Below are 21,165 nucleotides of genomic sequence, written 5' to 3'. Positions count from 1 at the left end.
GCATGCAAATCCAGAAGAAACCATCTCATACCCCGGCGCTGCGCCGCGTGCTGATGCAGACCGCGCTGGCCGCGATGCTGGCCACCACTGCATGGTGTGCGCTGGTGCCGCGCGCGCAGGCGCAGGAAGCCGCCAGCGTGCGCCAGTTGCGCCTGATGGCCGGCGCGCAGAAAGAGATCCGCACCGCGCAGCCGGTCGAGCGCGTCGCGGTGGGCAACCCGTCAGTGGCCGATGCCCTGGTGCTGCGCCAGCGCGGCGGCGCCCCCAGCGTGCTGGTGGTGGCAAAGCAGCCCGGTATCACCGACGTGCTGGTGTGGACCCGCGGCGCCGAGCCGATCACCTACAGCGTGCAGGTCGATGCGATCGCGCCCGATGCGGATGGCGCGAAGCTCGGCTACTCCGCCGCCGGCGCCACCATCAGCGGCCAGTCGCCCAACGCCTATGCCGCCGCGCGCGCGCAGGCCGCGGCCCGCGCCGCCACCGGCGGCAAGGACGGCAAGCCCGGGCTGGTGGTGGATCGCTCCACCGTGCCGGTGAGCGGCACGGTGCAGGTCGACGTCAAGGTGGTGGAGATCAGCAAGACCGTGCTCAAGGAAGCCGGCATGAACTTCTTCCGCAACAACTCGGGCTTTGCCTTCGGCACGTTCTCGCCATCCACGCTGAACAAGTTCACCTTCACGCCGGGCAGCAACGGCACCCCGGGCAGTTTCAGCGCCGATATTGCGTCGCCGATGAGCAATGCCTTCAACCTGGTGGCGGCGTCGCTGTCGCACGGCATCTTCGCCAATATCAGCCTGCTGGAAGCCAACGGCCTGGCGCGCGTGCTGGCCGAGCCCAGCCTGGTGGCGCTGTCGGGCCAGAGCGCCAGCTTCCTTGCCGGCGGCGAGATCCCGATCCCGGTGCCGCAGGCGCTGGGCACCACCACGATCCAGTTCAAGCCGTTCGGCATCGGCCTGACGGTGTCGCCCACGGTGCTGTCGGCCGACCGCATCGCGCTGAAGGTGGCGCCCGAGGCCAGCGATCTCGACCCGTCGCGCGGTATCACCATCAACGGTGCGGTGGTGCCCGCCATCGTCACGCGGCGCGCCGACACTACGGTGGAACTGGGCGATGGCGAGAGCTTCGTGATCGGGGGGCTGGTCAGCCGCAACACGGTCAGCAACGTGAGCAAGGTGCCGCTGCTGGGCGACCTGCCGGTGATCGGCACCTTCTTCAAGAACCTGAACTTCCACCAGGAAGACCGCGAGCTGATGATCGTCGTCACGCCGCGCCTGGTGAAGCCGATGGCCAGGAACGCGCCGGCCGCGCAGGCCATCGGCGCAGACGGGCGCACGGACGCCAGTCCCAATGTGTGGGGCTGGTACGTGCTGGGTGAATACGCGGACCCGACCTTGCCGGGTTTCTCAAAGTAGCCGCCGGCCATGCCGGCTGGCATGGCCAACACCTTGAGGCGCAGAGATGGACTATTTCCTGTTGCACGCAACGCAGGGCGACGTGAAGGACTGGCTGTCCGGCGTCCTGGGCGGACTGGGCACGCTGGTCACTGAAGGCGGCGCCCAGGAGACGTTTATCGAGCGCGTGGGCGAGCTGCGCCCTGGCCTGGTGTTCCTGCATTTCTCGGCCGATCTGGCCGGGGCGTCGGCGCGGCTGGGCGAACAGCTCCAGCGCCTGTTCCCGGGCCTGCCGCTGGTGGCGGTGGGCCGCGGCCATGAACCCGGCATCATGCTGGCCGCGCTGCGCGCGGGCGTGAAGGACTTTATCGATATCGACGACGCGCACGCCGACGCCGAGGCCGTGGTCAAGCGCCTGGCCGTGCCGCGCGAACAGGTGCGCCCCGCCGAAGCGGTGCGCCAGGGCAAGATCGTCGCGCTGCTGGGCGCGCGCCCTGGCGTGGGCGTGACCAGCCTGGCCGTGAACCTGGCCGCGGCCGCGCGCCGCCACCTGCCGCTGCGCGAGCACACCGATGCGCGCGCCGAAGTGCTGCTGGTCGACCTGGGGCTGCCGGCGCGCGACGGTGCGCTGTACCTGAACCTGAGCCCCGGCTTCCATTTTGTCGAGGCGGTGCGCAACCTGCGCCGCTTCGACCAGGTCTTCGTGCAGACCGCGCTGACGCGCCACGGCAACGGCGTCTGCGTGCTGCCGCTGCCGGCGACGCTGGGCGAGCTGCGCGATATCTCCTACTCCGAAGCCATCAGCCTGCTGGAGCGGCTGCGCGCGTTCTTCGACATGCAGGTCATCGACCTGGGCGGCTTCGGCAATGCCGAGTTCACCGCGCAGATCGTCAAGGCCGCCGACAGCGTGGTGCTGGTGGCCGAGCAGAGCGTGGGCGCCATCGTCTCGGCGGCGGAACTCGTACACGAGCTGCGCGCACGCGACGTGGAGCGCGACGACCTGCACCTGCTGGTGTCGCGCTTCGACCCGCGCCTGGGCGTCGATGCCGCGCAGGTCGCGCGCCGCATCGGCGTGCAGTCGGTGGCCACGCTGCCCGACAGCCGCGAGGCGCTGGTGCTGGCGATGAACCGCGGCGCGGTGCTGGCCGACGATGATCCGCACGACCCCTATGTGCGCGCGCTGGCCGAGCTGCTGGCGCGCCTGGGTTACCGCCCGGCCGTGGCCAGGGAAACCAGCCTGCTCACGCGGATGAAGGACAAACTGCCCGAAGCGCTGCGCGTGGTGCGCGTGGCACGGACTGGAAGCTGACTGATGACGCAACCGATCGAATTCTCCGACAACGCCCCGGCCCCGTTCCCGGTCTCGCAGGAATTCCACACCATCAAGGAAGCCGCGCACGAACACCTGCTGACGCGCATCGAAGAACTGGGCGCGGAGTTCGGCCGCTGGTCGCGTACCGCGATCCACCGCTTCGTCGACCTGGAGCTGGAAAGCTTTACACGATTGCGCCGCATCCCGATCAACGAGGCCGAGCTGCGCCAGATTGCCGAGGCCCTGACCAAGGAGCTGGCCGGCTTCGGGCCGATCGAAGACTTGCTCAACGATCCGGCCGTGGAAGACATCCTGGTCAACGGACACCTCGACGTCTACGTGTCGCGCCACGGCGTGCTCGAACGCATCCCGGTGCGCTTTGCCGACAGCGGCCACCTGCTGCGCATCGTGCGCCGCATCCTGGCGCCGATCGGCCGGCGGCTGGATGAATCGAATCCCATGGTCGATGCGCGCCTGCCCGACGGCGGCCGCATCAACGTGGTGATCCCGCCGCTGGCGCTGGAAGGTCCGGTGGTGTCGATCCGCAAGTTCCGCAAGGACCCGATGACGCCGGCGGACCTGCAGTCGCTCGGCACCATGAGCCCCGAGCTCTGCGAGCTGCTGCAGGCCGCGGTGCAGGCGCGCTGCAATATCCTGGTGAGCGGCGGCACCAGCTCGGGCAAGACTTCGCTGCTCAATGCGCTGGCCACCTTCGTGTCGGCCAGCGAGCGCGTCATCACCATCGAAGACACGGCCGAACTGGCGCTGAACCACCCCCACGTGGTGCGGCTGGAAAGCCGTCCTGGCGGGTTTGAAGGCACCGGCGTGGTGTCGATCCGCGACCTGCTGCGCAACAGCCTGCGCATGCGCCCGGACCGCATCATCGTCGGCGAAGTGCGCGGCGGCGAAGTGCTGGAAATGCTGCAGGCGATGAGCACCGGCCATGACGGCTCGATGGGCACCATCCACGCCAGCAGCCCGCGCGAATGCCTGTACCGGCTGGAGATGCTGGCGGGCTTTGCCGGCTTCCAGGGCAGCGAGCTGAGCCTGCGCCGGCAGATCGCCAACGCCATCGACTTTATCGTGCAGATCGCGCGGCTCTCCAACGGCAAGCGCCGCATCGTGTCGATCACCGAGGTCACCGGGCTGGGCGACAACATCATCTCCACGCAGGAGCTGTACCGCCACGAGCCCTTCACCGCGCCGGACGGCACCGAGACCGACCGCTGGCTTTCGCTCGGCATCCTGCCGCATTCGCCCAAGCTGGCGCGCATGCGCCCGCCGGGTTTCATGCTGGATGACCGCTTCGATGTCTAGCGCCACGCTGCTGCTCGCCGCACTGGCCCTGGTGGTGACGGGGCTGGGCCTGCTGCTGCTCGCCAGCGCGCAGGCCCGCGCGCGCCGCGAACAGGCACAGGCCTTCCTGCAGGCGCAGACCGAGCAGGTGCGGCTGCGCTACGCGCAGACGCCGGAGCCGTCGCTGCAGTTGCCCGACCTGCGCCGCCGCTGGCACGACTTCCTGCGCCGCGCCGACCTGGTGCCGACGCGCCGCACCGCCATCGTATGGGGCGCGCCGGCGGTGCTGTGCACGCTGATCGGCGCGCTGGCGGGGCAATGGCTGGGCGCGGCGGCGGCGGGTATCGTGTCGCTGACGATCACGGGCTTCCTGTTGTGGAACCGCGTGCGCCGGCTGCACAAGAAGCTGCTGTCGCAGCTGCCGGGTTTTCTCGATGGCGTGGTGCGGCTGATGACCATCGGCAGCAGCGTGCCCGCCGCGTTCCAGAACTCGATCGCCAATACCGAGGCGCCGCTGCGGCAATGCCTGGTGCAGGCCGTGCACCTGCAGCGCGCCGGCAAGGAGCTGGACCAGGCGGTGCTGCAGGTGGGGCGCGCCTACAAGGTGGAGGAACTGGTGCTGGTGGCCTCGGTGCTGCGGCTGTCGGTGCGCTACGGCGGACGTGCCGACGTGGTGATGGAGCGCACCGCAACGTTCATGCGCGACCGCGAGCAGGCGCAGCGCGAGCTGATGGCGCTGTCGGCCGAGACCCGGCTGTCCGCCTGGGTGCTGGGCCTGCTGCCGCTGGTGGTGGCGGGCGGCCTCTTCATGCTGAATGCGGGCTACATCATGATGATGTGGAAGGACCCCACCGGCAAGACGATGCTGCTGACGGCGTTCGCGCTGGAAGTCGCCGGTGCCTTCCTGCTGTACCGGCTCGCCAAGTCGATCTGAGCGGCATGGAGGAACAGACATGGACCGCCTGACGCTGATCTCGCTGAGCCTGTTCGCCGCCGCTGGCGGCGTGGCCGTGCTGACGCTGCCGCTGCTGCGCGACTGGCGCCAGCGCCGGCTGGCGGCGCGCACCATCGACAACGCGCTGGCTCGGCAGCGCGCTGCCGAAACGGCACAGGCTGCTGGCGCCGCGGCGGCGGGGGCCACATCGTCCGCCGCCACTGCCGCTGCCGCAGCGCAACCCGCGGCAAAGACCGCGGCAAAGACCGCGGCAGGCACAGCGCCGGGCCGCACCGGCAGCGCCAACACCCTCGGCGCCCAGCTCGGCGCGCGCATGGGCGAGCGCTTCGATGCGCACTGGCTGGAATCGCGGCTGGGCCGCGCGGTGGTCACGCCCGAGGACCAGCAGCTGCTGGAGCAGTGCGGCTGGTACGGGCTGCAGGCACGCGTGCTGTTCGGCGTACTGCGGCTGGCGCTGCCGCTCGCCCTTGCGGCGGCGGCAATGCTGTGGCATCTGCGCGGCGGCGGCCTGGCCATGCTGGCCTGGGGCTTCGGCACCTTCGCGCTGGCCTACCTCGCGCCCAAGCTCTGGCTGCGCCGCCTTGCCGGCGCGCGGCTGCGCATGGTCGATGACGAGTTGCCGGTGCTGATCGACATGCTGCGGCTGCTGCAAGGCGTGGGCCTGTCGATCGACCAGAGCCTGCAGGTGATCGTGGCCGAGTTCGGCAGCATGCTGCACGTGCTGGGACCGGAGCTGGCGCGCGCCAATCAGCAGTTCGCCTCGGGCCGCTCGCGCGAACAGACGCTGCTGCGCATCGGCCGGCTTTTTGAAAGCGAAGACCTCAAAAGCCTGATCACGCTGCTGACGCAGGTGGACCGGCATGGCGGCGCGGTGCAGGAGCCGCTGCGCCAGTTCGGGCTGCGCATGCAGGAAGCGCGCAAGTCGCGCATGAAGGACGAGATCGGCCGGCTGACGGTGAAGATGACCGCCGTAATGGTGGTGAGCCTGCTGCCGGTGCTGCTGATTATCACGGCGGGCCCGGGCTTCCTGGGGGTGATCCGCATGCTGGCACAGATGGGAGGAACGCGATGACGTGCTCTGACGGCCCGGCCTGGCGCCGGGCAGCAACGCTTGCGGCATGCCTGCTGCTGTCGGCACTGGCAGGCTGCGCCGCCGGCAACAACGGCGCCGCGGTCATGCAGCAGCAGGCCGAGGCACAGGTAGAGCTGGCCAGGCTGCGCGACAAGACGGCGCGCGCCGAGTACAGCGAGCAGGCGGTCTACCTGGGCCTGATCCGCAAGATGCAGCAGGACGGGCTGTACTTTGCCTCGCTCGCGCATATCGAGGTCTACGTGAAGCGTTACGGCGCCGGCCCCGAGATCCAGGTCATGCGCGCCGATGCGTTGCGCGAGACCGGCCAGGACAAGGCCGCGGTAGCGGCCTACCAGCAACTGGCCGCCACCTCGCAGGGCGTGCAGGCCGCGCATGCGCACCACGGGCTGGGCTTGCTGGCGGGCCGGCAGGAAGATTTCACGGCCGCCATCACGGAACTGCGCGCCGCGCTGGCGCTCGATCCCGTCAACCCTCGCATTGCCAGTGACCTGGGTTATGCGCTGATGCGCACCGGTGAGCTGCAGGAGGCGCGCGTGCCGGTGATGCAGGCGCTGGAACTGGACGCGCGCAACCCGCGCATGATCAGCAATGCGGTGGTGTGGCTGATGGCGGACGGCAAACGCGCGCAGGCCAACGCGATGATGCACAAAGCCGCGCTGCCCGAAGCGACGCGCAGCGCCATCCGCAAGGAAGCCGACCGCATCGCGCGCGCCGCCGCCACGCGCGACCGCGTCACCGGCCGTGCCGCGGCAAAACCCACAACGCCGACAGCCGCCGTGGCGGCGCTTGCCAGGCCACTGACCGTCATTGCAAGAGAGGGCGCCACACCATGACAGCCATGTTCCACACCGCCATCCGCAAGCCCGCCATCCGTGCGGCGCTATGCTTGCTGCTGACGCCAGCCGCGCAGGCGCAGACCGCCACGGCGCCTGCCGGGGCTCCTGCCACGCCCGGCATGCCGGCAGGACAGCCCGCGCAGCGCGAGATCGGCGCCGACACGCGCGCCATCCTCGCGATCCAGCGCGAAGGCACGCAGGCCGGCCCGCTGCTGCTGATGCATGGCGAGCAGGCGGCGCTGGGCTATGAGCGCTACCTGAACAGCTTCCGCTTCGCGCTGCCGGAGTTCTACACGGGCCAGGCCAACGCCAGCACCACCCGTTCCGGTTCGGCCGGGCAGATGCCGGGCGGCAAATGAGCCTGCGCAAGCCGCGGCTTCGCGACCAACGCGGCGCCATCAGCGTGATGGCGGCGCTGCTGATCGCCACGGTGGCGATCGCGGCGCTGGTGTCGATCGACGTCGGTCATGTCTTCATGCGCCAGCGCCAGTTGCAGAACATGGTGGACCTGGCGGCGATGTCCGCGGCGCAGCAGCTCAAGCGCGCGGCCAGCCCCGCGCAGCTCAACGAAGCCGTGCTTGGCACCGTCAGCAATATCGGCGCGAAGAACGGGTATCCGTCGGCGATCGGCATGGGTTGCCAGGACGCTGCCGAAGGCAATGCGGACGCCATGACGGCCTGCGTGGGCGTATGGGATCCGGCTTCGGGCGGACCGCGCCACTTCAGCGCCGCGTACGACCCGACCACGGTGTCGCCCAACGCCGTGCGGGTGCAGGCCACGCAGACCGTGCCGATCCTGTTCGTGATCGATGGCGGCAATGGGCGGCAGCTGCGCGCCGAGGCGATTGCCAGCGGCAGCCCGCCGGTGGCGGCGTTCTCGCTCGGTACCGGGTTGCTCGATGTCAACTCGGCCAACGGGCTGCTGAGCGCGCTGCTCGGTAGCGCGGTGCAGCTGTCCGCGGTGGACTGGCAGGGGCTGGTCAATGCGACGGTGACGCTGGACCAGCTTCGGGTGCAGGCGCATGCCGGTACGGTCGATGAACTCTTGAGGGCGTCGCTGAGCCTGCGCGATTTCTATGCGTTGGTGCTGGGCGCGGTCGAGCAGGATGCGCTTCTGACCACGATGCTGGGCAGTACGCCGACGACGCTGGGGGTGGGTGGTGGGGGGGCGGCGGTGTCGCTGGCGCAGTTGATCGAGCTTGGCGTGCTGGCGCCGGCGGCATCGTCGGCCGCCGAGGCAGGGATCAATGTGGCGCAGCTTCTGATGGCTGGCGCGCAGCTTGCGCGAGGCGATGCCGCGGTGGCATTGCCGGTCAACGTGCCGTTGCCGTCCGAGCTGGGCGGACTCAGCGCGAGCCTGCGCGTGACCGAGCCGCCGGTGATGGCAGTGGGCCCAGTGCGCAAGCTTTCAGGCAGTCCCGATACCTGGCAGACAAAGGCGCAATCCTCTCAGGTCAAGCTGAACCTGATGCTGCAGATCAAGGCTGATGCGCTCAAGCCCGTGCTCGATCTCGGCATCAACGTTCCGCTGTATCTGCATGTTGCCGATGCCACGGCAGAGCTGACCAGCCTGCAGTGCGCAGCCAGCCCCGCCAATCGCCGCGCCACCATGCACTTGAAGAGCGGCCTGGTCACGGCGTGCCTGACGCAAGCCTGCAATGGCGACGTCGAGCTGGCCAAGGCGAAGGTCTTGCTCGACCTGGTCGAAGTGACCGCGACCGATAGCCCGCGCTACGGCAACACCGTGGGGAAAGACGTCACGCTGGCGCCCGGCGAAAGCGCGCAAGTCGGAACAGCCGACCCGTTCGGCGGACTGTTCTCACAAGTGCTTGCGCTGAAGGTCCGGACGAAGGTTCTCGGCATCGTGAGCCTGCCGATCGACCTGGGCCCCGTACTTGCGCCGCTGGGCGCGGCGCTCGATGCACTGGTACCGCCGCTGCTGAACAACCTGGGCATCCAGCTCGGCCACGCCGACCTCTGGCTCCACAGCATCGACTGCAACAACTCTGAACTGGTGTACTGAGCATGGAAGCGCCAAACCGCCTGATGGCAGATCAAGCATGAAGACAGACCGCTGGGCCTACGAAAACCTTGAAGTCTATGTGTGGGAAGGCAAGTACGAGATCGCCGACCGCGTCACGCGCTTCCTGTCGCCGCTAGGCGTGGACGTGATCCGCGCCGGCGCGCTCGAAGTGCTGCCCGCCGAGCCGCGCACCAAGCCCTGCATCGCGGTGATCAGCGTGTCGGTGATCGGCGCCGCCCGCTTTACGCTCGACTGGGAAGCGGCGCACGGGATGCCGGTGATCTGGGTCGCCGCACCCGGGCGCGAAACCGAGCCCGGCCGCTTTCCGCCGGAATACGCGCATATCCTCGCCGCCGACTTTACCGGTGCCGACCTGCGCAACCAGATCGGCAAGCTGTTGCCGCAATTGCTGGCTGCCGACGCGCCCGACGCGCGCGAGGCCGATCTGGTGGCCGGCTCCGCGGCGATGCGCCAGCTATTGCAGCATGTGGAGACCTTCGCCGACTTCGGCAGCAATGTGATGCTGTACGGCGAGACCGGCGCGGGCAAGGAACGGATCGCGCGCCTCTTTCACGATCGCAACACCACCTACGGCAAGGGACCGTTCGTCGCGGTCAACTGCGGCGCGATTCCCGACGGGCTGTTCGAGTCGCAGTTCTTTGGCCACGCCAAGGGCGCGTTCACCGGCGCGTCGTTCGCGCACCGCGGCTACTTCGAGCAGGCCAATGGCGGCACGCTGTTTCTCGATGAAATCGGCGACCTGCCGCTGTTCCAGCAGGTCAAGCTGCTGCGCGTGCTGGAAGAGAACGCGATCACGCGGCTGGGCTCGACCATGACGGTCAGGCTCGATTTCCGGCTGGTGGCGGCGACCAACAAGGACCTGCGCGATGCCGTGCGGCAGGGGCGCTTCCGCGCCGACCTGTACTTCCGGCTGGCGGTGATCGAGATGCGCATCCCCAGCCTGGAAGAGCGCGGCGCGGCCGACAAGGCCGCGCTGCTGCAGTCCTTCCTGCGCCATATGCTGGGCCCCTCCGGCTTCGACGCGTTGCCGCCGATGCCGGACTGGCTCAAGGGCGCGGTGGGCACCGCCTACTTTGCCGGCAACGTGCGCGAGCTGCGCAACCTGGCCGAGCGCGTGGGCATCACCGTGCAGCAGACCGGGCACTGGGACGAGGAGCGTATCCGGCCGCTGTTCCGCGCGCTGCATCCGGGCGCGTTCGATGGCGGCGAGCGCAACGACCTGCGCGCCGATATCGATGAACGCCGCCGCATCCTGGCCGCGCTCGATGCCAATGGCTGGCGGCGGCAGGACACGGCGGCGAGCCTGGGCATCAGCCGCAAGGTGCTGTGGGAAAAGATGCGCAAATACCAGATCGCCGACAGCGAGGCGGAGCCGGTCTGATGCCGCGCGCGGCGCGTGTCAGTGATCAAGGGGGGGCGATGGCAGCCATGATGCGCGCGCACGGCTGAACCGTTGCTGAACGCGCTCAAACGCCGAGGGCATCGCGCAACGCTTTATGATGCGGGCTTCGCGCCTTCACTTTCCCGGATCCAGATTGCGTTTCCTTCACACCGCCGACTGGCATCTCGGCCGCCTCTTCCATGCCCGCAGCCTGCTGGAAGACCAGGCCCATCTCCTCGACCAGTTTGTCGAACTGGTCCGTGCCGAACGTCCCGATGCCGTGCTGATCGCCGGCGACGTCTATGACCGCGCCGTGCCGCCGCCCGAGGCGGTGGCGCTGCTCGACGACGTGCTGGGCCGCATCGTCGTCGATGCCGGCGTGCCGGTGGTGATGATCGCCGGCAACCACGACAGCGCGCAGCGGCTGGAATTCGGCGCGCGGCTGATGCGCGCGCAGGGCCTGCACGTGGCCGGCCGCACGCTGGCCGAGGCGGCCTGCGTGACGCTGCATGACGCGCATGGCGAAGTGCGCCTGTACGCGCTGCCGTATGCCGAGCCGGCGGTGGTGCGCGACGCGATGGGCACCGAACTGCCGTCGCACGAAGCGGCGCTGCGCGCGCAGCTCGATGCCATCCGTGCGGTGCATCCGCCGGGCGTGCGCGCGGTGGTGGTGGGCCATGCCTTCGTGGTCGGCGGTGCCGCCAGCGAATCGGAGCGGCCGTTGTCGGTCGGCGGCAGCGGTGCCGTGGCGGCGGACCTGTTCGCGGGTTTCGACCTGGTGGCGCTGGGCCACCTGCACCGGCCGCAGACACTGGGCGGCGGGCGCATCCACTACTCGGGCTCATTGCTGAAGTATTCGCTGTCGGAATGCGCGCACGACAAGTCGGTGTCGCGCATCGAGCTGGATGCCGGCGGCGCCGTGACGATCACGCCGGTGCCGCTGCAGCCGCTGCGCGACGTGCGCGTGGTCGAAGGCGAACTGGCCGCGCTGCTGGCAGCGGGTGCCGCAGATCCGCGCCGCGACGACTACATCCATGCGCGGCTGACCGATACCGGCGCGCTGCTGGACCCCATGGCCAAGCTGCGCCAGGTCTATCCCAATGCGCTGGCGATCGAGCGCACGGTGCTGGCGCGCAGCGGCACGGCTTCGGAGGCGGGGCGCAAGCTGCGCCAGCTCGGCACCGGCGAGCTGTTCGCCAGCTTCTTCCGCGAGGTGGCCGATGCCGAGCTCGATGCAGGCCAGCGCGAGGTGCTGGACCAGGTGCTGGCCGGCATGGCCGCCGCGGACCGGGAGTCGGCATGAGACCGCTGCAACTGACGCTGCAGGCATTCGGGCCCTTTGCCGCGATCGAGCAGGTCGATTTCACCCGACTGGGCGAACAGGCCTTCTTCCTGATCCACGGTCCCACCGGCGCCGGCAAGACCACGCTGCTCGATGCGATCTGCTTTGCGCTCTATGGCGATACCTCCGGCGGCGAGCGCAGCGCGCAGGCGATGCGCAGCGCCAATGCGGCACCTGGTTTGCGTACCGAGGTCGCGCTGGAGTTCAGCCTGGGCGCGCAGCGCTGGCGCGTGGTGCGCTCGCCGGCGCAGGAGCGGCCAAAGCAGCGCGGCGAAGGCTGGGTCACCGAGGCGCCCAAGGCGCAGCTCGACCAGCATGACGGCAACGGCTGGGTCAGCAAGGCCAGCCAGCCGGGCAAGGTCAGTGACGCGATCCGCGACCTGCTGGGTTTCGACAGCGCGCAGTTCCGCCAGGTGATCGTGCTGCCGCAGGGGCGTTTCCGTGAATTGCTGACGGCCAGCTCGCAGGCGCGGCAGGCGATCCTGGAGCGGCTGTTCCGCACCGAGCTGTATCGCCGCGTGGAAGAGCTGCTGAAGGCTGAAGCCGCCGGTATCCGGCGCGATGCCGAGCGCATCGGCATCCAGCGCGATGAAGCGCTGCGGCAGGCAGGCGTCGAATCGGCGCAGGCGCTGGCCGACGGCATCGCTGCCGTGCAGGCGGAATTGCTGGCGTTGCACGGTCAGGAGCAGGGCGCACGCACCACGCTGGCCGCCGCGCAGGCCGCGCTGGGTGCGGCCGAACAGGTTGCCGCGCGCTTGCAGGAGCGCCAGCAGGCGCAGGCCGCGCACGCGGCGCTGCTGGCAAGGCAGCCATCGATCGAGCAGGAACGGGCGCGCCTGCATGCCGCGCAGCGCGCCGTCCGCGTCAACCCTGTGCTGCAGCAATGGCAGGGCGCGCAGCGCGACCAGGTGTCGGCGAACGCCGCGCATGCGCAGGCGGTCGAGCTCGCGGGCCGCACCGCGCAGCAGGCGGCCAAGGCTGTCGCCGCGTTGCAGGCGGAAACCGGACGCGCCGACGCGCGCCAGGCCGCGCAACGGCGCGTGTCGCAGCTTGAAGCCATGCTGCCGCAGGCGCAGCAACTGGGCGCCGTGCGTGCCGCGCTGCAGTCTGCACAAGCCACACAGGCGAATACCGCCACGGCACGCGAACGCACCGCCGCGCAACTGGCCACGCGCCAGGCCGATGCCGTTGCCGCTGAGTCCGCGCTGGCACAGGCGCAGCTTGCCGCCGCGCAGGCGCAGACGACGCAGCTGCAGCTCGCCGCGCTGCAAGAACGCGCGCGCCAGTTCAGCCGCCACGCGCAGGCCGCGCAGGCGCTCGCCAACACGGTGGCGCAGGCGGCTGAAGGCGAAGCCGCGGCGCAGCATGCGCTGCGCGCGCGCGAACGCTGCCGTACCGCGCTCGCCGAAGCCGAAGCCGCATGGCGCGCCGGACAGGCCGCGCGGCTGGCCGCCAGCCTGGATGCGGGCGATGCCTGTCCGGTGTGCGGCAGCACCGCGCATCCGGAGCCGGCCCGGCATGTGGCGGCGCCGCTGTCGGACGAGGCGCTGGAGCAGGCGCGCAACGCCGCGCTCGAGGCCGAATCGCACGCCGTGCGCTGCGCCGGCCAGCACCAGTCCGCGCAGGCCGCCATTGCGCAGGCGCGCGAGCGGCTGGAGGAGATCGCGCTGCAATTGGGCGATGTGTCAGAGGAGGCCGCGCACACGCTGAGGACGGAAATCACGACGCTGAAAGCGGCGTTGAGCGACGGCCGGCAGGCTGCGGCCAGCCTGGCGCAACGCGAGGCCGCCGTCGCCGCCAGCCGTAGCGCACGCGACGCCGCGCAGACCGCCAGCCGCGACGCCGTCGCGGCAGCCGACGCCGCCGCGCAGGCGCTGGCCCGCTGCCAGGGCGAATGGCAGGCCGCGAGCGCGCAAGTCCCCGAAGATTCGCGCGATCCGGCAGCGCTCGGCGAAGCCTTGCGCCAGGCGCAAGCCACGCTCGCCGCGCTGGAACGGGCGCTGGCCGACGCACAGGCAGCCGAGCGGCAGGCCGCCGCCGATACCGCCGGAGCGCAGGCAGCGCTGGTTTCGGCTCAGCAGGCGCAAACGCAGGCCGACGCCCGTCTGGCCGATGCGCGCGCCGCGCTGGCGCAATCGCTGGCGCAGGAAGGCTTCGCCGACATGCAGGCGCATGCCGCGGCTTGCCTGGCGGACGGGGCGATGCAGGAGATCGACGCCACGCTGCGCGCCTTCGATGCGCAACTCGCCGCCGCGGCCGACCGCCGCGCGCGCGCCGAGTCCGCCGCGCAAGCGCTCGATGCGCCGGACCTCGATGGCCTGCGTGGCGCGAGGGAGGTGGCTGCCGCCGCGGTGGAAACGCTGGTGCGCCAGCAGGCCGAGCGCGGCCGTTCGCGCGACGCGTTGCAGCAGTGCCACCAGCGCCTGCAGCAGCTCGATGCGCAGGGCCGCGACATCGAGGCCCGCTTCGCGGTGCTCGGCCGCCTGGCCGAGGTCGCCAATGGCAACAACCCGCGCCGCATGACGTTCCAGCGTTTCGTGCTGGCCACGCTGCTCGACGAGGTGCTGGAAGCCGCATCGGCACGGCTGCTGGCCATGAGCCGCGGCCGCTATATGCTGCAGCGCGTGCGCGAACAGGCCGACCAGCGCAGCGCGGGCGGGCTCGATATCGAGGTGTTCGACTACGACACCGGCGCGGCGCGGCCGGCGAATACGCTGTCGGGCGGCGAAGGGTTTCTCGCGTCGCTGTCGCTGGCGCTGGGGCTCGCTGACGTGGTGCAGTCGCGCGCGGGCGGGATCCAGCTCGATACGTTGTTTGTCGATGAGGGCTTCGGCACGCTCGATCCGGAAAGCCTGGACTTCGCGATCCGGACGCTGCTGGATTTGCAGCAGGCGGGACGGCTGGTGGGGATCATCTCGCACGTGACGGAGCTGCGCGAGCGGATGGATGTGAGGCTGGAGGTGAGGCCGGGGGTGGAGGGAAGCAGGGCGGTGCTGACCGGTGTGGCAGCCACGGCGATGGAGCTGATGCCTTAGTCGATCGCGTGTTTGCTCCCTCTCCCGCTTGCGGGAGAAGGGCGGGGGCCTTCTGCTGCCCCAGTCCCCACGCCTGCTGCGTAACCTGATGCGCGATTATCGCCCGCAGCGTGAGATTGCGAACCTGCCCTGGCTTGACCCTTGTCACGACGCAGGTGTAACCTGTTCATTCTGCGAATTCAAGTTCGAGTAGCGAACAACTGCTGCCTCGGACAAGTGGCGTGCCACGCCGCACCAACAAGCACGCAGGCTGCTGGACCGTTCAACGGGCGGCAAGGGTGGTCAGATGCCGCCCGCCGAGACGAACATCCTTCCGGCAGGTCTACCGGAGACAGCCCTTCATGCGCCGCGCCTTGCGGCCCGCTCCGATAGCCTGGCGGATCTTCCGACCTGGAACGCAAGTGATCAACAAGCTATACGACTCGGTGGAAGCGGCGGTCGCCGGCATCCACGACGGCGCCACCATCCTGATCGGCGGCTTCGGTCTCGCAGGCATGCCCGCGGAACTGATCGACGCACTGATCGAACAGGGCGCGCGCGACCTGACCATCGTCAACAACAATGCCGGCAACGGCGACACCGGGCTGGCGGCGCTGCTCAAGACCAAGCGCGTACGCAAGATCGTGTGCTCGTTCCCGCGCCAGGCGGATTCCTACGTATTCGATTCGCTCTACCACGCGGGCGAGATCGAGCTGGAACTGGTGCCGCAGGGCAACCTGGCCGAGCGCATCCGCGCCGCCGGCGCCGGCATCGGCGGCTTCTTTACCCGCACCGCCTACGGCACGCCGCTGGCCGAAGGCAAGGAAACGCGCATCATCGACGGCCAGGGCTATGTCTTTGAAACGCCGATCCACGCCGACTTCGCGCTGATCAAGGCCGACACCGCCGACCGCTGGGGCAACCTCACCTATCGCAAGACCGCGCGCAATTTCGGCCCGATCATGGCGATGGCCGCCAAATGCGCCATCGTGCAGGTCAGCCGTGTGGTCGAGCTGGGCGAGATGGATCCCGAACACATCGTGACGCCGGGCCTGTTCGTCAAGCGCGTCGTCAAGGTCGCCAAGTCCGCATAAACGCGACAGGCAATAGGAGAACTAGCATGCAACGCCTGACCCGCGATCAGATGGCCGCCCGCGTGGCCAAAGACATTCCCGAAGGTGCCGTGGTCAACCTCGGCATCGGCCTGCCGACGCTGGTCGGCAACCACCTGCCCGCCGACAAGGAAATCCTGCTGCACAGCGAGAACGGCCTGCTCGGCATGGGCCCCGCGCCCGCGCCGGGCCAGGAAGACGGCGACCTGATCAACGCCGGCAAGCAGCCCGTGACGATCAGGGCCGGCGGCTCCTACTTCCACCACGCCGATTCGTTCGCGATGATGCGCGGCGGCCACCTCGACTTCTGCGTGCTGGGCGCGTTCCAGGTGTCGGAGAAGGGCGACCTGGCCAACTGGCACACCGGCGCACCCGGCTCCATCCCGGCCGTGGGCGGCGCGATGGACCTGGCGATCGGCGCCAAGCAGGTGTTCGTGATGATGGAACACCAGACCAAGCAGGGCGAGAGCAAGATCGTGCCGCAGTGCACGTATCCGCTCACCGGCATCGGCTGCGTGACGCGCATCTACACTGATCTTGCTACGCTCGACGTGACCGCCGACGGGCTGGTTGCACGCGACCTGGTCGAAGGGCTGAGCTTTGACGAGCTGCAGCGCCTGACGGGCGTTCCGCTGAAGCAGGCCACCTGAGCACGCATCAGTGCCCGCACCGATACACACACCAAGACGAGAGAGACACACCATGACCGAAGCCTTTATCTGCGACGCCATCCGCACGCCCATCGGCCGCTACGGCGGCAGCCTGTCCGCGGTGCGCCCGGACGACCTCGGTGCGGTGCCGCTGAAGGCGCTGATGGCCCGCAACCCGAACCTGGACTGGTCGGCCGTCGAGGACGTGATCTACGGCAACGCCAACCAGGCCGGCGAAGACAACCGCAACGTGGCGCGCATGTCGCTGCTGCTGGCGGGCCTGCCGCAAAGCGTGCCGGGCGCCACCATCAACCGCCTGTGCGGCTCGGGCATGGACGCCACCGGCACCGCCGCGCGCGCCATCAAGTCGGGCGAAGCCAACCTGATGATCGCCGGCGGCGTGGAAAGCATGAGCCGCGCCCCGTTCGTGATGGGCAAGGCCACCAGCGCGTTCTCGCGCGATGCGCAGATCTTCGACACCACCATCGGCTGGCGCTTTATCAACCCGGCGATGCGCGCGGCATACGGCGTCGATTCGATGCCCGAGACCGCCGAGAACGTCGCCACCGACTACAAGATCAGCCGCGAAGACCAGGACCTGATGGCGCTGCGCAGCCAGGAAAAGGCCTCGCGCGCGCAGGCCGACGGCACCCTGGCCCAGGAAATCACCCCGGTCACCATCGCCCAGAAGAAGGGCGACCCGATCGTGGTCGAGCGCGACGAGCACCCGCGCGCCACCAGCATGGAAGCGCTGGCCAAGCTGCGCGGCGTGGTCCGTCCTGACGGCACCGTGACCGCCGGCAATGCCTCGGGCGTGAACGATGGCGCCTGCGCGCTGCTGCTGGCCAGCGAAGCCGGCATCAAGCAACACGGCCTGACCCCGCGCGCGCGCATCGTCGGCATGGCGACCGCCGGCGTGGCGCCGCGCGTGATGGGCATCGGCCCGGCACCGGCGTCGCAGAAGCTGCTCAAGCAGCTCGGCATGACCATGGACCAGATCGACGTGATCGAACTGAACGAAGCGTTCGCCGCGCAAGGCCTGGCCGTGCTGCGTGAACTGGGCGTGGCGGATGACGACAAGCGCGTCAACCCGAACGGCGGCGCGATTGCGCTGGGCCACCCGCTGGGCATGAGCGGTGCGCGCCTGGTGACCACCGCGATGTACCAGCTGCATCGCACCGGTGGGCGCTTCGCGCTGTGCACGATGTGCATTGGCGTGGGGCAGGGTATTGCGATGGTGATTGAGCGCGTATGAGCGCGGTCGGTGGATCCCCGCTTGTTTGCTCCCCTCTCCCGCGTGCGGGAGAGGGAGCCGGTTAGCGGTAGTTGTCAGGGCCACGCCCTGATCTATGAATCCGTACGACCATCGTTTTTCGCATTTGCATGTCCCGGCCGCGCATCGCGTGCCGGTGTGGAGTCAAAAGATGTCCCTTCCCGTAGCCACGCTCGTCACCGGCGGCAGTTCCGGTATCGGCCGTGCCATCTGCGAAATGCTGCTGGCCGACGGCGTGACCCAGGTGGTCAATGTCGACTACGCTGAACCGGCCTGGTCGCACCCGAACATGACCTTTTTCCAGGCCGACCTGACCGACGCCGACGCGACCCGCGCCGTGGCGGAACAGGTGACCTCGCGCTTCGCGGTCACGCGCCTGGTGAACAATGCCGGCGCCACCCGCCCCGGCACCGCCGACAGCGCCACCGTCGCCGACCTGGACTACGTGACCGGCCTGCACCTGCAGGCCCCGCTGCTGCTCGCGCAAGCCTGCCTGCCCGCGATGCGCGCGGCCGGCTTCGGCCGCATCGTCAACATGGCTTCGCGCGCCGCACTGGGCAAGCCCGAGCGCGTGGTGTACTCGGTCACCAAGGCCGGCCTGATCGGCATGACGCGCACGCTGGCGATGGAGCTGGGCGGCGACGGCGTGACCGTCAACGCCGTGGCGCCGGGCCCGATCGCCACCGAGCTGTTCCGCAAGAGCAATCCCGAAGGCGCCGAACAGACCAGGCGCATCCTCGCCAGCATCACCGTCAAGCGCATGGGCACGCCGGAAGATGTCGCGCACGCCGCGCTGTTCTTCCTGTCGCCCGACAACGGCTTCGTCACCGGCCAGGTGCTGTACGTATGCGGCGGCACCACGCTGGGTGTTGCGCCGGTGTAAGCGCCGGCGCGCCCCGACCCCAGCCATCGCCACTCAAGCATTCAACAAGAAGAGACGTTAACCAAGCGTCACGCATGGCGGCCCGTGGCCGGGCCGCACACCGGGTGCGCGCGTGTGCGCGGCATCCGTTCGGGAACGGCAATCACGCCATTCAGCACAACGTCCCGCGCGCTCCCAATCGCCGCCGGGACAGCCATACACCGGAGTAATACCGATGAGACTCGATTCCCAGACCTCCACTACCCGTCGCCGCCTGCTCGCCGCAGGCGTGGCGCTGGCCACCACCATCATCGGCTTTGCCGGCGCAGCCCACGCACAGGGCGGCTACCCGACCAAGCCGATCACCATGATCGTGCCGTTCTCGGCCGGTGGCACCACCGACATCCTGGCCCGCATCGTCGGCCTGCAGCTCGGCAAGGCGCTCGGCCAGCCGGTCGTGATCGACAACCGTCCGGGCGCGGGCGGCAATATCGGCGCCTCGCTGGCGGCCAAGGCGCCTGCCGACGGCTACACGCTGTTCATGGGCACCATCGGCACGCATGCGATCAACCAGTCGCTGTACTCCAGGCTGCCGTACGATCCCGTCAAGGATTTCGCGCCGATCACTCGCGTGGCGATGGTGCCGAACCTCGTGGTCGTGAATCCCAAGGTGCCGGTCAACAACGTCAAGGAACTGATCGCCTACGTCAAGGCCAACCCGGACAAGCTCTCGTACGGCTCGTCGGGCAGCGGCTCGTCGATGCACCTGTCGGGCGAGCTGTTCAACTCGATGACCAGCCTGCATATCCAGCACATCCCGTACAAGGGCAGCGCGCCTGCGGTGAACGACCTGCTGGGCAACCAGATCGGCCTGATGTTCGACAACATGCCGTCGTCGTACCCGCACGTGAAGGCGGGCAAGCTGCGCGCCATCGCCGTGACCTCGGCCAAGCGCTCGCCGGCACTGCCTAACGTGCCGACCGTGGCGGAATCGGGTGTGCCGGGCTACGAGGCCACCTCGTGGTTCGCGCTGTACGCCACCGGCGGCACGCCGCAACCGGTCGTCGACCGCCTGAACGCCGAAGTGGTGAAGATCCTCGCCATGCCGGAAGTGAAGAAGCAGATGGCCGACCAGGGCGCCGAACCCAACCCCGAAAAGCCGGCGCAGCTGGCTGCGTTCATGAAGTCGGAAACGGCCAAGTGGGCGAAGGTGGTGAAGGCGTCGGGCGCTACGGTGGACTGATTACCGGTTGGCCGATGACACGGCATGTCGCGCCAGCGCGATATGCCGGTCTGGAAAGAAAACCCTCGGCATTGCGTCGAGGGTTTTTTTGTGCCCGGAACACGACCTGAACACCCCTCGTCCGCGGGAGTCCAACCGATATCGTCAGCCTGCACACGGAGGACCTCGCCATGCATGACCTTGCCTTCGTTCACGCTGACGCGGCCCACGTCGACTGGCAGGTCGCGCTGGCCGATTGCCAGCGCCAGCTCGACACCCAGGATTTTCTGCGCCAGGCGAAGGCCGAAGGTGCGCGGCCGCTCACGCTGGGCTGGTGCTACCTGAGCGACTACTACGCGCTGGCGGCCGAAGCCATCCTCGCCGCGCTGCAGCAGAACTGGCCCGGCGTGTCGTGGGTCGGTACGACCGGACTTGGCGTCTCCGCCAGCGGTGTGGAGTACATCGACGAGCCGGCCATGGTGCTGATGGCGGCCCCGTTTCCGCGCCATGCCTTCCAGCTGTTTTCGGGGCGCCAGCCCTTGCCGCCTGCGTCGTCCGCATCTTCCGGCTTCGTTCCCCATACCGCGCTGGTGCATGCCGAGGGCAGTACACCGGATGTCCAGGACCTGCTGCACGAGCTGAGCGCGCGTACCGCCACGGGCTACCTGTTCGGCGGCTTGTCTTCGGCCCGCAACCGCACCCTGCACATTGCCGACAGTGTGTTCTCCGGCGGGCTGTCGGGCGTGCTGTTCGGCCCCGAAGTCGAACTGGTCTCGCGCGTCACGCAGGGCTGCCAGCCGATCGGACCGGTGCGCGCGGTGACGCGCAGCGATCACAACCTGCTGTTCGAGCTGGACGGCAAGCCGGCGCTGGATTGCATCCTGCAAGACGTGGGCGTCGAACGCGACGCCCCGCTGCAGACCATGGCGGAGGCACTTGCCGGAACGCTTGCCGGCCTGAACTCGGCCACCGACGATGCCCCGGTGCTGCCGGGCAGGTTCGGCGCCGATACGGTGGTGCGCCACCTGATCGGCCTGGACGTGCAGCATCGCGTGCTGGCGCTGGCCGACATGATCGAGCCCGGCATGCGGCTGGCATTCTGCAAGCGCAATCCCGCCGCGGCGCGTGCGGATCTGGTGCGCATCGCCACGGAGATCCGCACAGAGATCGAGCACAGCGGCCGCGGCCACGCATGTGGCGCCCTCTACATCAGTTGCTCCGGCAGGGGCGGACCGCATTTTGGCGCGCCGAATGCAGAACTGCAGACCGTACGCCGTGCGCTGGGCGACCTGCCGCTGGCCGGCTTCTTCGCCGGCGGCGAGATCGCCAGGGATCACCTCTATGGCTATACGGGGGTGCTGACGGTCTTCACCAGCCACTGA

General features: G+C 69.2%; 17 protein-coding genes. All 17 read left to right on the top strand.

The features are described 5' to 3' along the window. Positions 1-2 precede the first annotated feature (2 nt). Positions 3-1,412 (top strand): type II and III secretion system protein family protein, encoded by a 1,410-nt coding sequence (locus AB1I47_RS18915; RefSeq protein ID WP_354685274.1) that lies wholly within the window; start codon positions 3-5, stop codon positions 1,410-1,412. 46 nt (positions 1,413-1,458) lie between these two features. Beyond that, positions 1,459-2,700 (top strand): CpaE/TadZ family protein, encoded by a 1,242-nt coding sequence (locus AB1I47_RS18910; protein ID WP_354685273.1) that lies wholly within the window; start codon positions 1,459-1,461, stop codon positions 2,698-2,700. 3 nt (positions 2,701-2,703) lie between these two features. Then, positions 2,704-4,020, top strand: coding sequence for a TadA family conjugal transfer-associated ATPase (locus AB1I47_RS18905; protein ID WP_354685272.1), 1,317 nt, complete (start codon positions 2,704-2,706; stop codon positions 4,018-4,020). Continuing rightward, the gene (locus AB1I47_RS18900; RefSeq protein WP_354685271.1) at positions 4,013-4,933 is read left to right on the top strand and encodes a type II secretion system F family protein; all 921 of its coding nucleotides are present in this window, start codon (positions 4,013-4,015) and stop codon (positions 4,931-4,933) included. The genes AB1I47_RS18905 and AB1I47_RS18900 overlap by 8 nt, the downstream gene beginning before the upstream one ends. 19 nt (positions 4,934-4,952) lie before the next feature. Beyond that, positions 4,953-6,026, top strand: a complete 1,074-nt coding sequence (locus AB1I47_RS18895) for a type II secretion system F family protein (RefSeq protein ID WP_354685270.1) — start codon at positions 4,953-4,955, stop codon at positions 6,024-6,026. Next, the gene (locus AB1I47_RS18890) at positions 6,023-6,880 is read left to right on the top strand and encodes a tetratricopeptide repeat protein (RefSeq protein WP_354685269.1); all 858 of its coding nucleotides are present in this window, start codon (positions 6,023-6,025) and stop codon (positions 6,878-6,880) included. The genes AB1I47_RS18895 and AB1I47_RS18890 overlap by 4 nt, the downstream gene beginning before the upstream one ends. Further along, positions 6,877-7,242, top strand: a complete 366-nt coding sequence (locus AB1I47_RS18885) for a DUF3613 domain-containing protein (RefSeq protein WP_354685268.1) — start codon at positions 6,877-6,879, stop codon at positions 7,240-7,242. The genes AB1I47_RS18890 and AB1I47_RS18885 overlap by 4 nt, the downstream gene beginning before the upstream one ends. Then, positions 7,239-8,906: a TadG family pilus assembly protein gene (locus tag AB1I47_RS18880; protein ID WP_354685267.1), complete on the top strand. Its 1,668-nt coding sequence runs from the start codon at positions 7,239-7,241 to the stop codon at positions 8,904-8,906. Before AB1I47_RS18885 ends, AB1I47_RS18880 begins: the two co-directional genes overlap by 4 nt. 37 nt (positions 8,907-8,943) lie before the next feature. After that, positions 8,944-10,308 carry a sigma-54 dependent transcriptional regulator gene (locus AB1I47_RS18875; RefSeq protein ID WP_354685266.1) on the top strand — a complete coding sequence of 455 codons (1,365 nt, stop codon included), beginning with the start codon at positions 8,944-8,946 and terminating at the stop codon, positions 10,306-10,308. A 154-nt stretch (positions 10,309-10,462) separates the two neighbouring features. Continuing rightward, the gene (locus tag AB1I47_RS18870) at positions 10,463-11,611 is read left to right on the top strand and encodes an exonuclease SbcCD subunit D (RefSeq protein WP_354685265.1); all 1,149 of its coding nucleotides are present in this window, start codon (positions 10,463-10,465) and stop codon (positions 11,609-11,611) included. After that, positions 11,608-14,685: an SMC family ATPase gene (locus AB1I47_RS18865; RefSeq protein WP_354685264.1), complete on the top strand. Its 3,078-nt coding sequence runs from the start codon at positions 11,608-11,610 to the stop codon at positions 14,683-14,685. Before AB1I47_RS18870 ends, AB1I47_RS18865 begins: the two co-directional genes overlap by 4 nt. 401 nt (positions 14,686-15,086) lie before the next feature. Further along, a complete protein-coding gene (locus AB1I47_RS18860) occupies positions 15,087-15,758 on the top strand; it encodes a 3-oxoacid CoA-transferase subunit A (RefSeq protein WP_354685263.1) in 672 nt (223 codons plus the stop codon). Positions 15,759-15,784: 26 nt separating this feature from the next. Next, positions 15,785-16,426: a 3-oxoacid CoA-transferase subunit B gene (locus tag AB1I47_RS18855; RefSeq protein ID WP_354685262.1), complete on the top strand. Its 642-nt coding sequence runs from the start codon at positions 15,785-15,787 to the stop codon at positions 16,424-16,426. A gap of 52 nt (positions 16,427-16,478) precedes the next feature. Then, positions 16,479-17,681, top strand: a complete 1,203-nt coding sequence (gene pcaF / locus AB1I47_RS18850) for a 3-oxoadipyl-CoA thiolase (protein WP_114134931.1) — start codon at positions 16,479-16,481, stop codon at positions 17,679-17,681. Positions 17,682-17,850: 169 nt separating this feature from the next. Beyond that, complete coding sequence (locus AB1I47_RS18845) at positions 17,851-18,582, top strand: SDR family NAD(P)-dependent oxidoreductase (protein ID WP_354685261.1); 732 nt, start codon at positions 17,851-17,853, stop codon at positions 18,580-18,582. 214 nt (positions 18,583-18,796) lie between these two features. Beyond that, positions 18,797-19,804: a Bug family tripartite tricarboxylate transporter substrate binding protein gene (locus tag AB1I47_RS18840; protein ID WP_354685260.1), complete on the top strand. Its 1,008-nt coding sequence runs from the start codon at positions 18,797-18,799 to the stop codon at positions 19,802-19,804. 170 nt (positions 19,805-19,974) lie between these two features. Further along, entirely contained in the window at positions 19,975-21,165 is a 1,191-nt protein-coding gene (locus tag AB1I47_RS18835; protein ID WP_354685259.1) for an FIST signal transduction protein, read from the top strand.

Source organism: Cupriavidus necator (assembly GCF_040578825.1).
GTDB lineage: Bacteria > Pseudomonadota > Gammaproteobacteria > Burkholderiales > Burkholderiaceae > Cupriavidus > Cupriavidus necator_E.
This window is presented reverse-complemented; position numbering and strand designations above follow the sequence as displayed.

Bases quoted from the DNA above. Each gene is read 5' to 3' on its own strand.
- AB1I47_RS18915 (WP_354685274.1), top strand. From the start codon at position 3: ATGCAAATCCAGAAGAAACCATCTCATACCCCGGCGCTGCGCCGCGTG.
- AB1I47_RS18910 (WP_354685273.1), top strand. From the start codon at position 1,459: ATGGACTATTTCCTGTTGCACGCAACGCAGGGCGACGTGAAGGACTGG.
- AB1I47_RS18905 (WP_354685272.1), top strand. From the start codon at position 2,704: ATGACGCAACCGATCGAATTCTCCGACAACGCCCCGGCCCCGTTCCCG.
- AB1I47_RS18900 (WP_354685271.1), top strand. From the start codon at position 4,013: ATGTCTAGCGCCACGCTGCTGCTCGCCGCACTGGCCCTGGTGGTGACG.
- AB1I47_RS18895 (WP_354685270.1), top strand. From the start codon at position 4,953: ATGGACCGCCTGACGCTGATCTCGCTGAGCCTGTTCGCCGCCGCTGGC.
- AB1I47_RS18890 (WP_354685269.1), top strand. From the start codon at position 6,023: ATGACGTGCTCTGACGGCCCGGCCTGGCGCCGGGCAGCAACGCTTGCG.
- AB1I47_RS18885 (WP_354685268.1), top strand. From the start codon at position 6,877: ATGACAGCCATGTTCCACACCGCCATCCGCAAGCCCGCCATCCGTGCG.
- AB1I47_RS18880 (WP_354685267.1), top strand. From the start codon at position 7,239: ATGAGCCTGCGCAAGCCGCGGCTTCGCGACCAACGCGGCGCCATCAGC.
- AB1I47_RS18875 (WP_354685266.1), top strand. From the start codon at position 8,944: ATGAAGACAGACCGCTGGGCCTACGAAAACCTTGAAGTCTATGTGTGG.
- AB1I47_RS18865 (WP_354685264.1), top strand. From the start codon at position 11,608: ATGAGACCGCTGCAACTGACGCTGCAGGCATTCGGGCCCTTTGCCGCG.
- AB1I47_RS18855 (WP_354685262.1), top strand. From the start codon at position 15,785: ATGCAACGCCTGACCCGCGATCAGATGGCCGCCCGCGTGGCCAAAGAC.
- pcaF (WP_114134931.1), top strand. From the start codon at position 16,479: ATGACCGAAGCCTTTATCTGCGACGCCATCCGCACGCCCATCGGCCGC.
- AB1I47_RS18845 (WP_354685261.1), top strand. From the start codon at position 17,851: ATGTCCCTTCCCGTAGCCACGCTCGTCACCGGCGGCAGTTCCGGTATC.
- AB1I47_RS18840 (WP_354685260.1), top strand. From the start codon at position 18,797: ATGAGACTCGATTCCCAGACCTCCACTACCCGTCGCCGCCTGCTCGCC.
- AB1I47_RS18835 (WP_354685259.1), top strand. From the start codon at position 19,975: ATGCATGACCTTGCCTTCGTTCACGCTGACGCGGCCCACGTCGACTGG.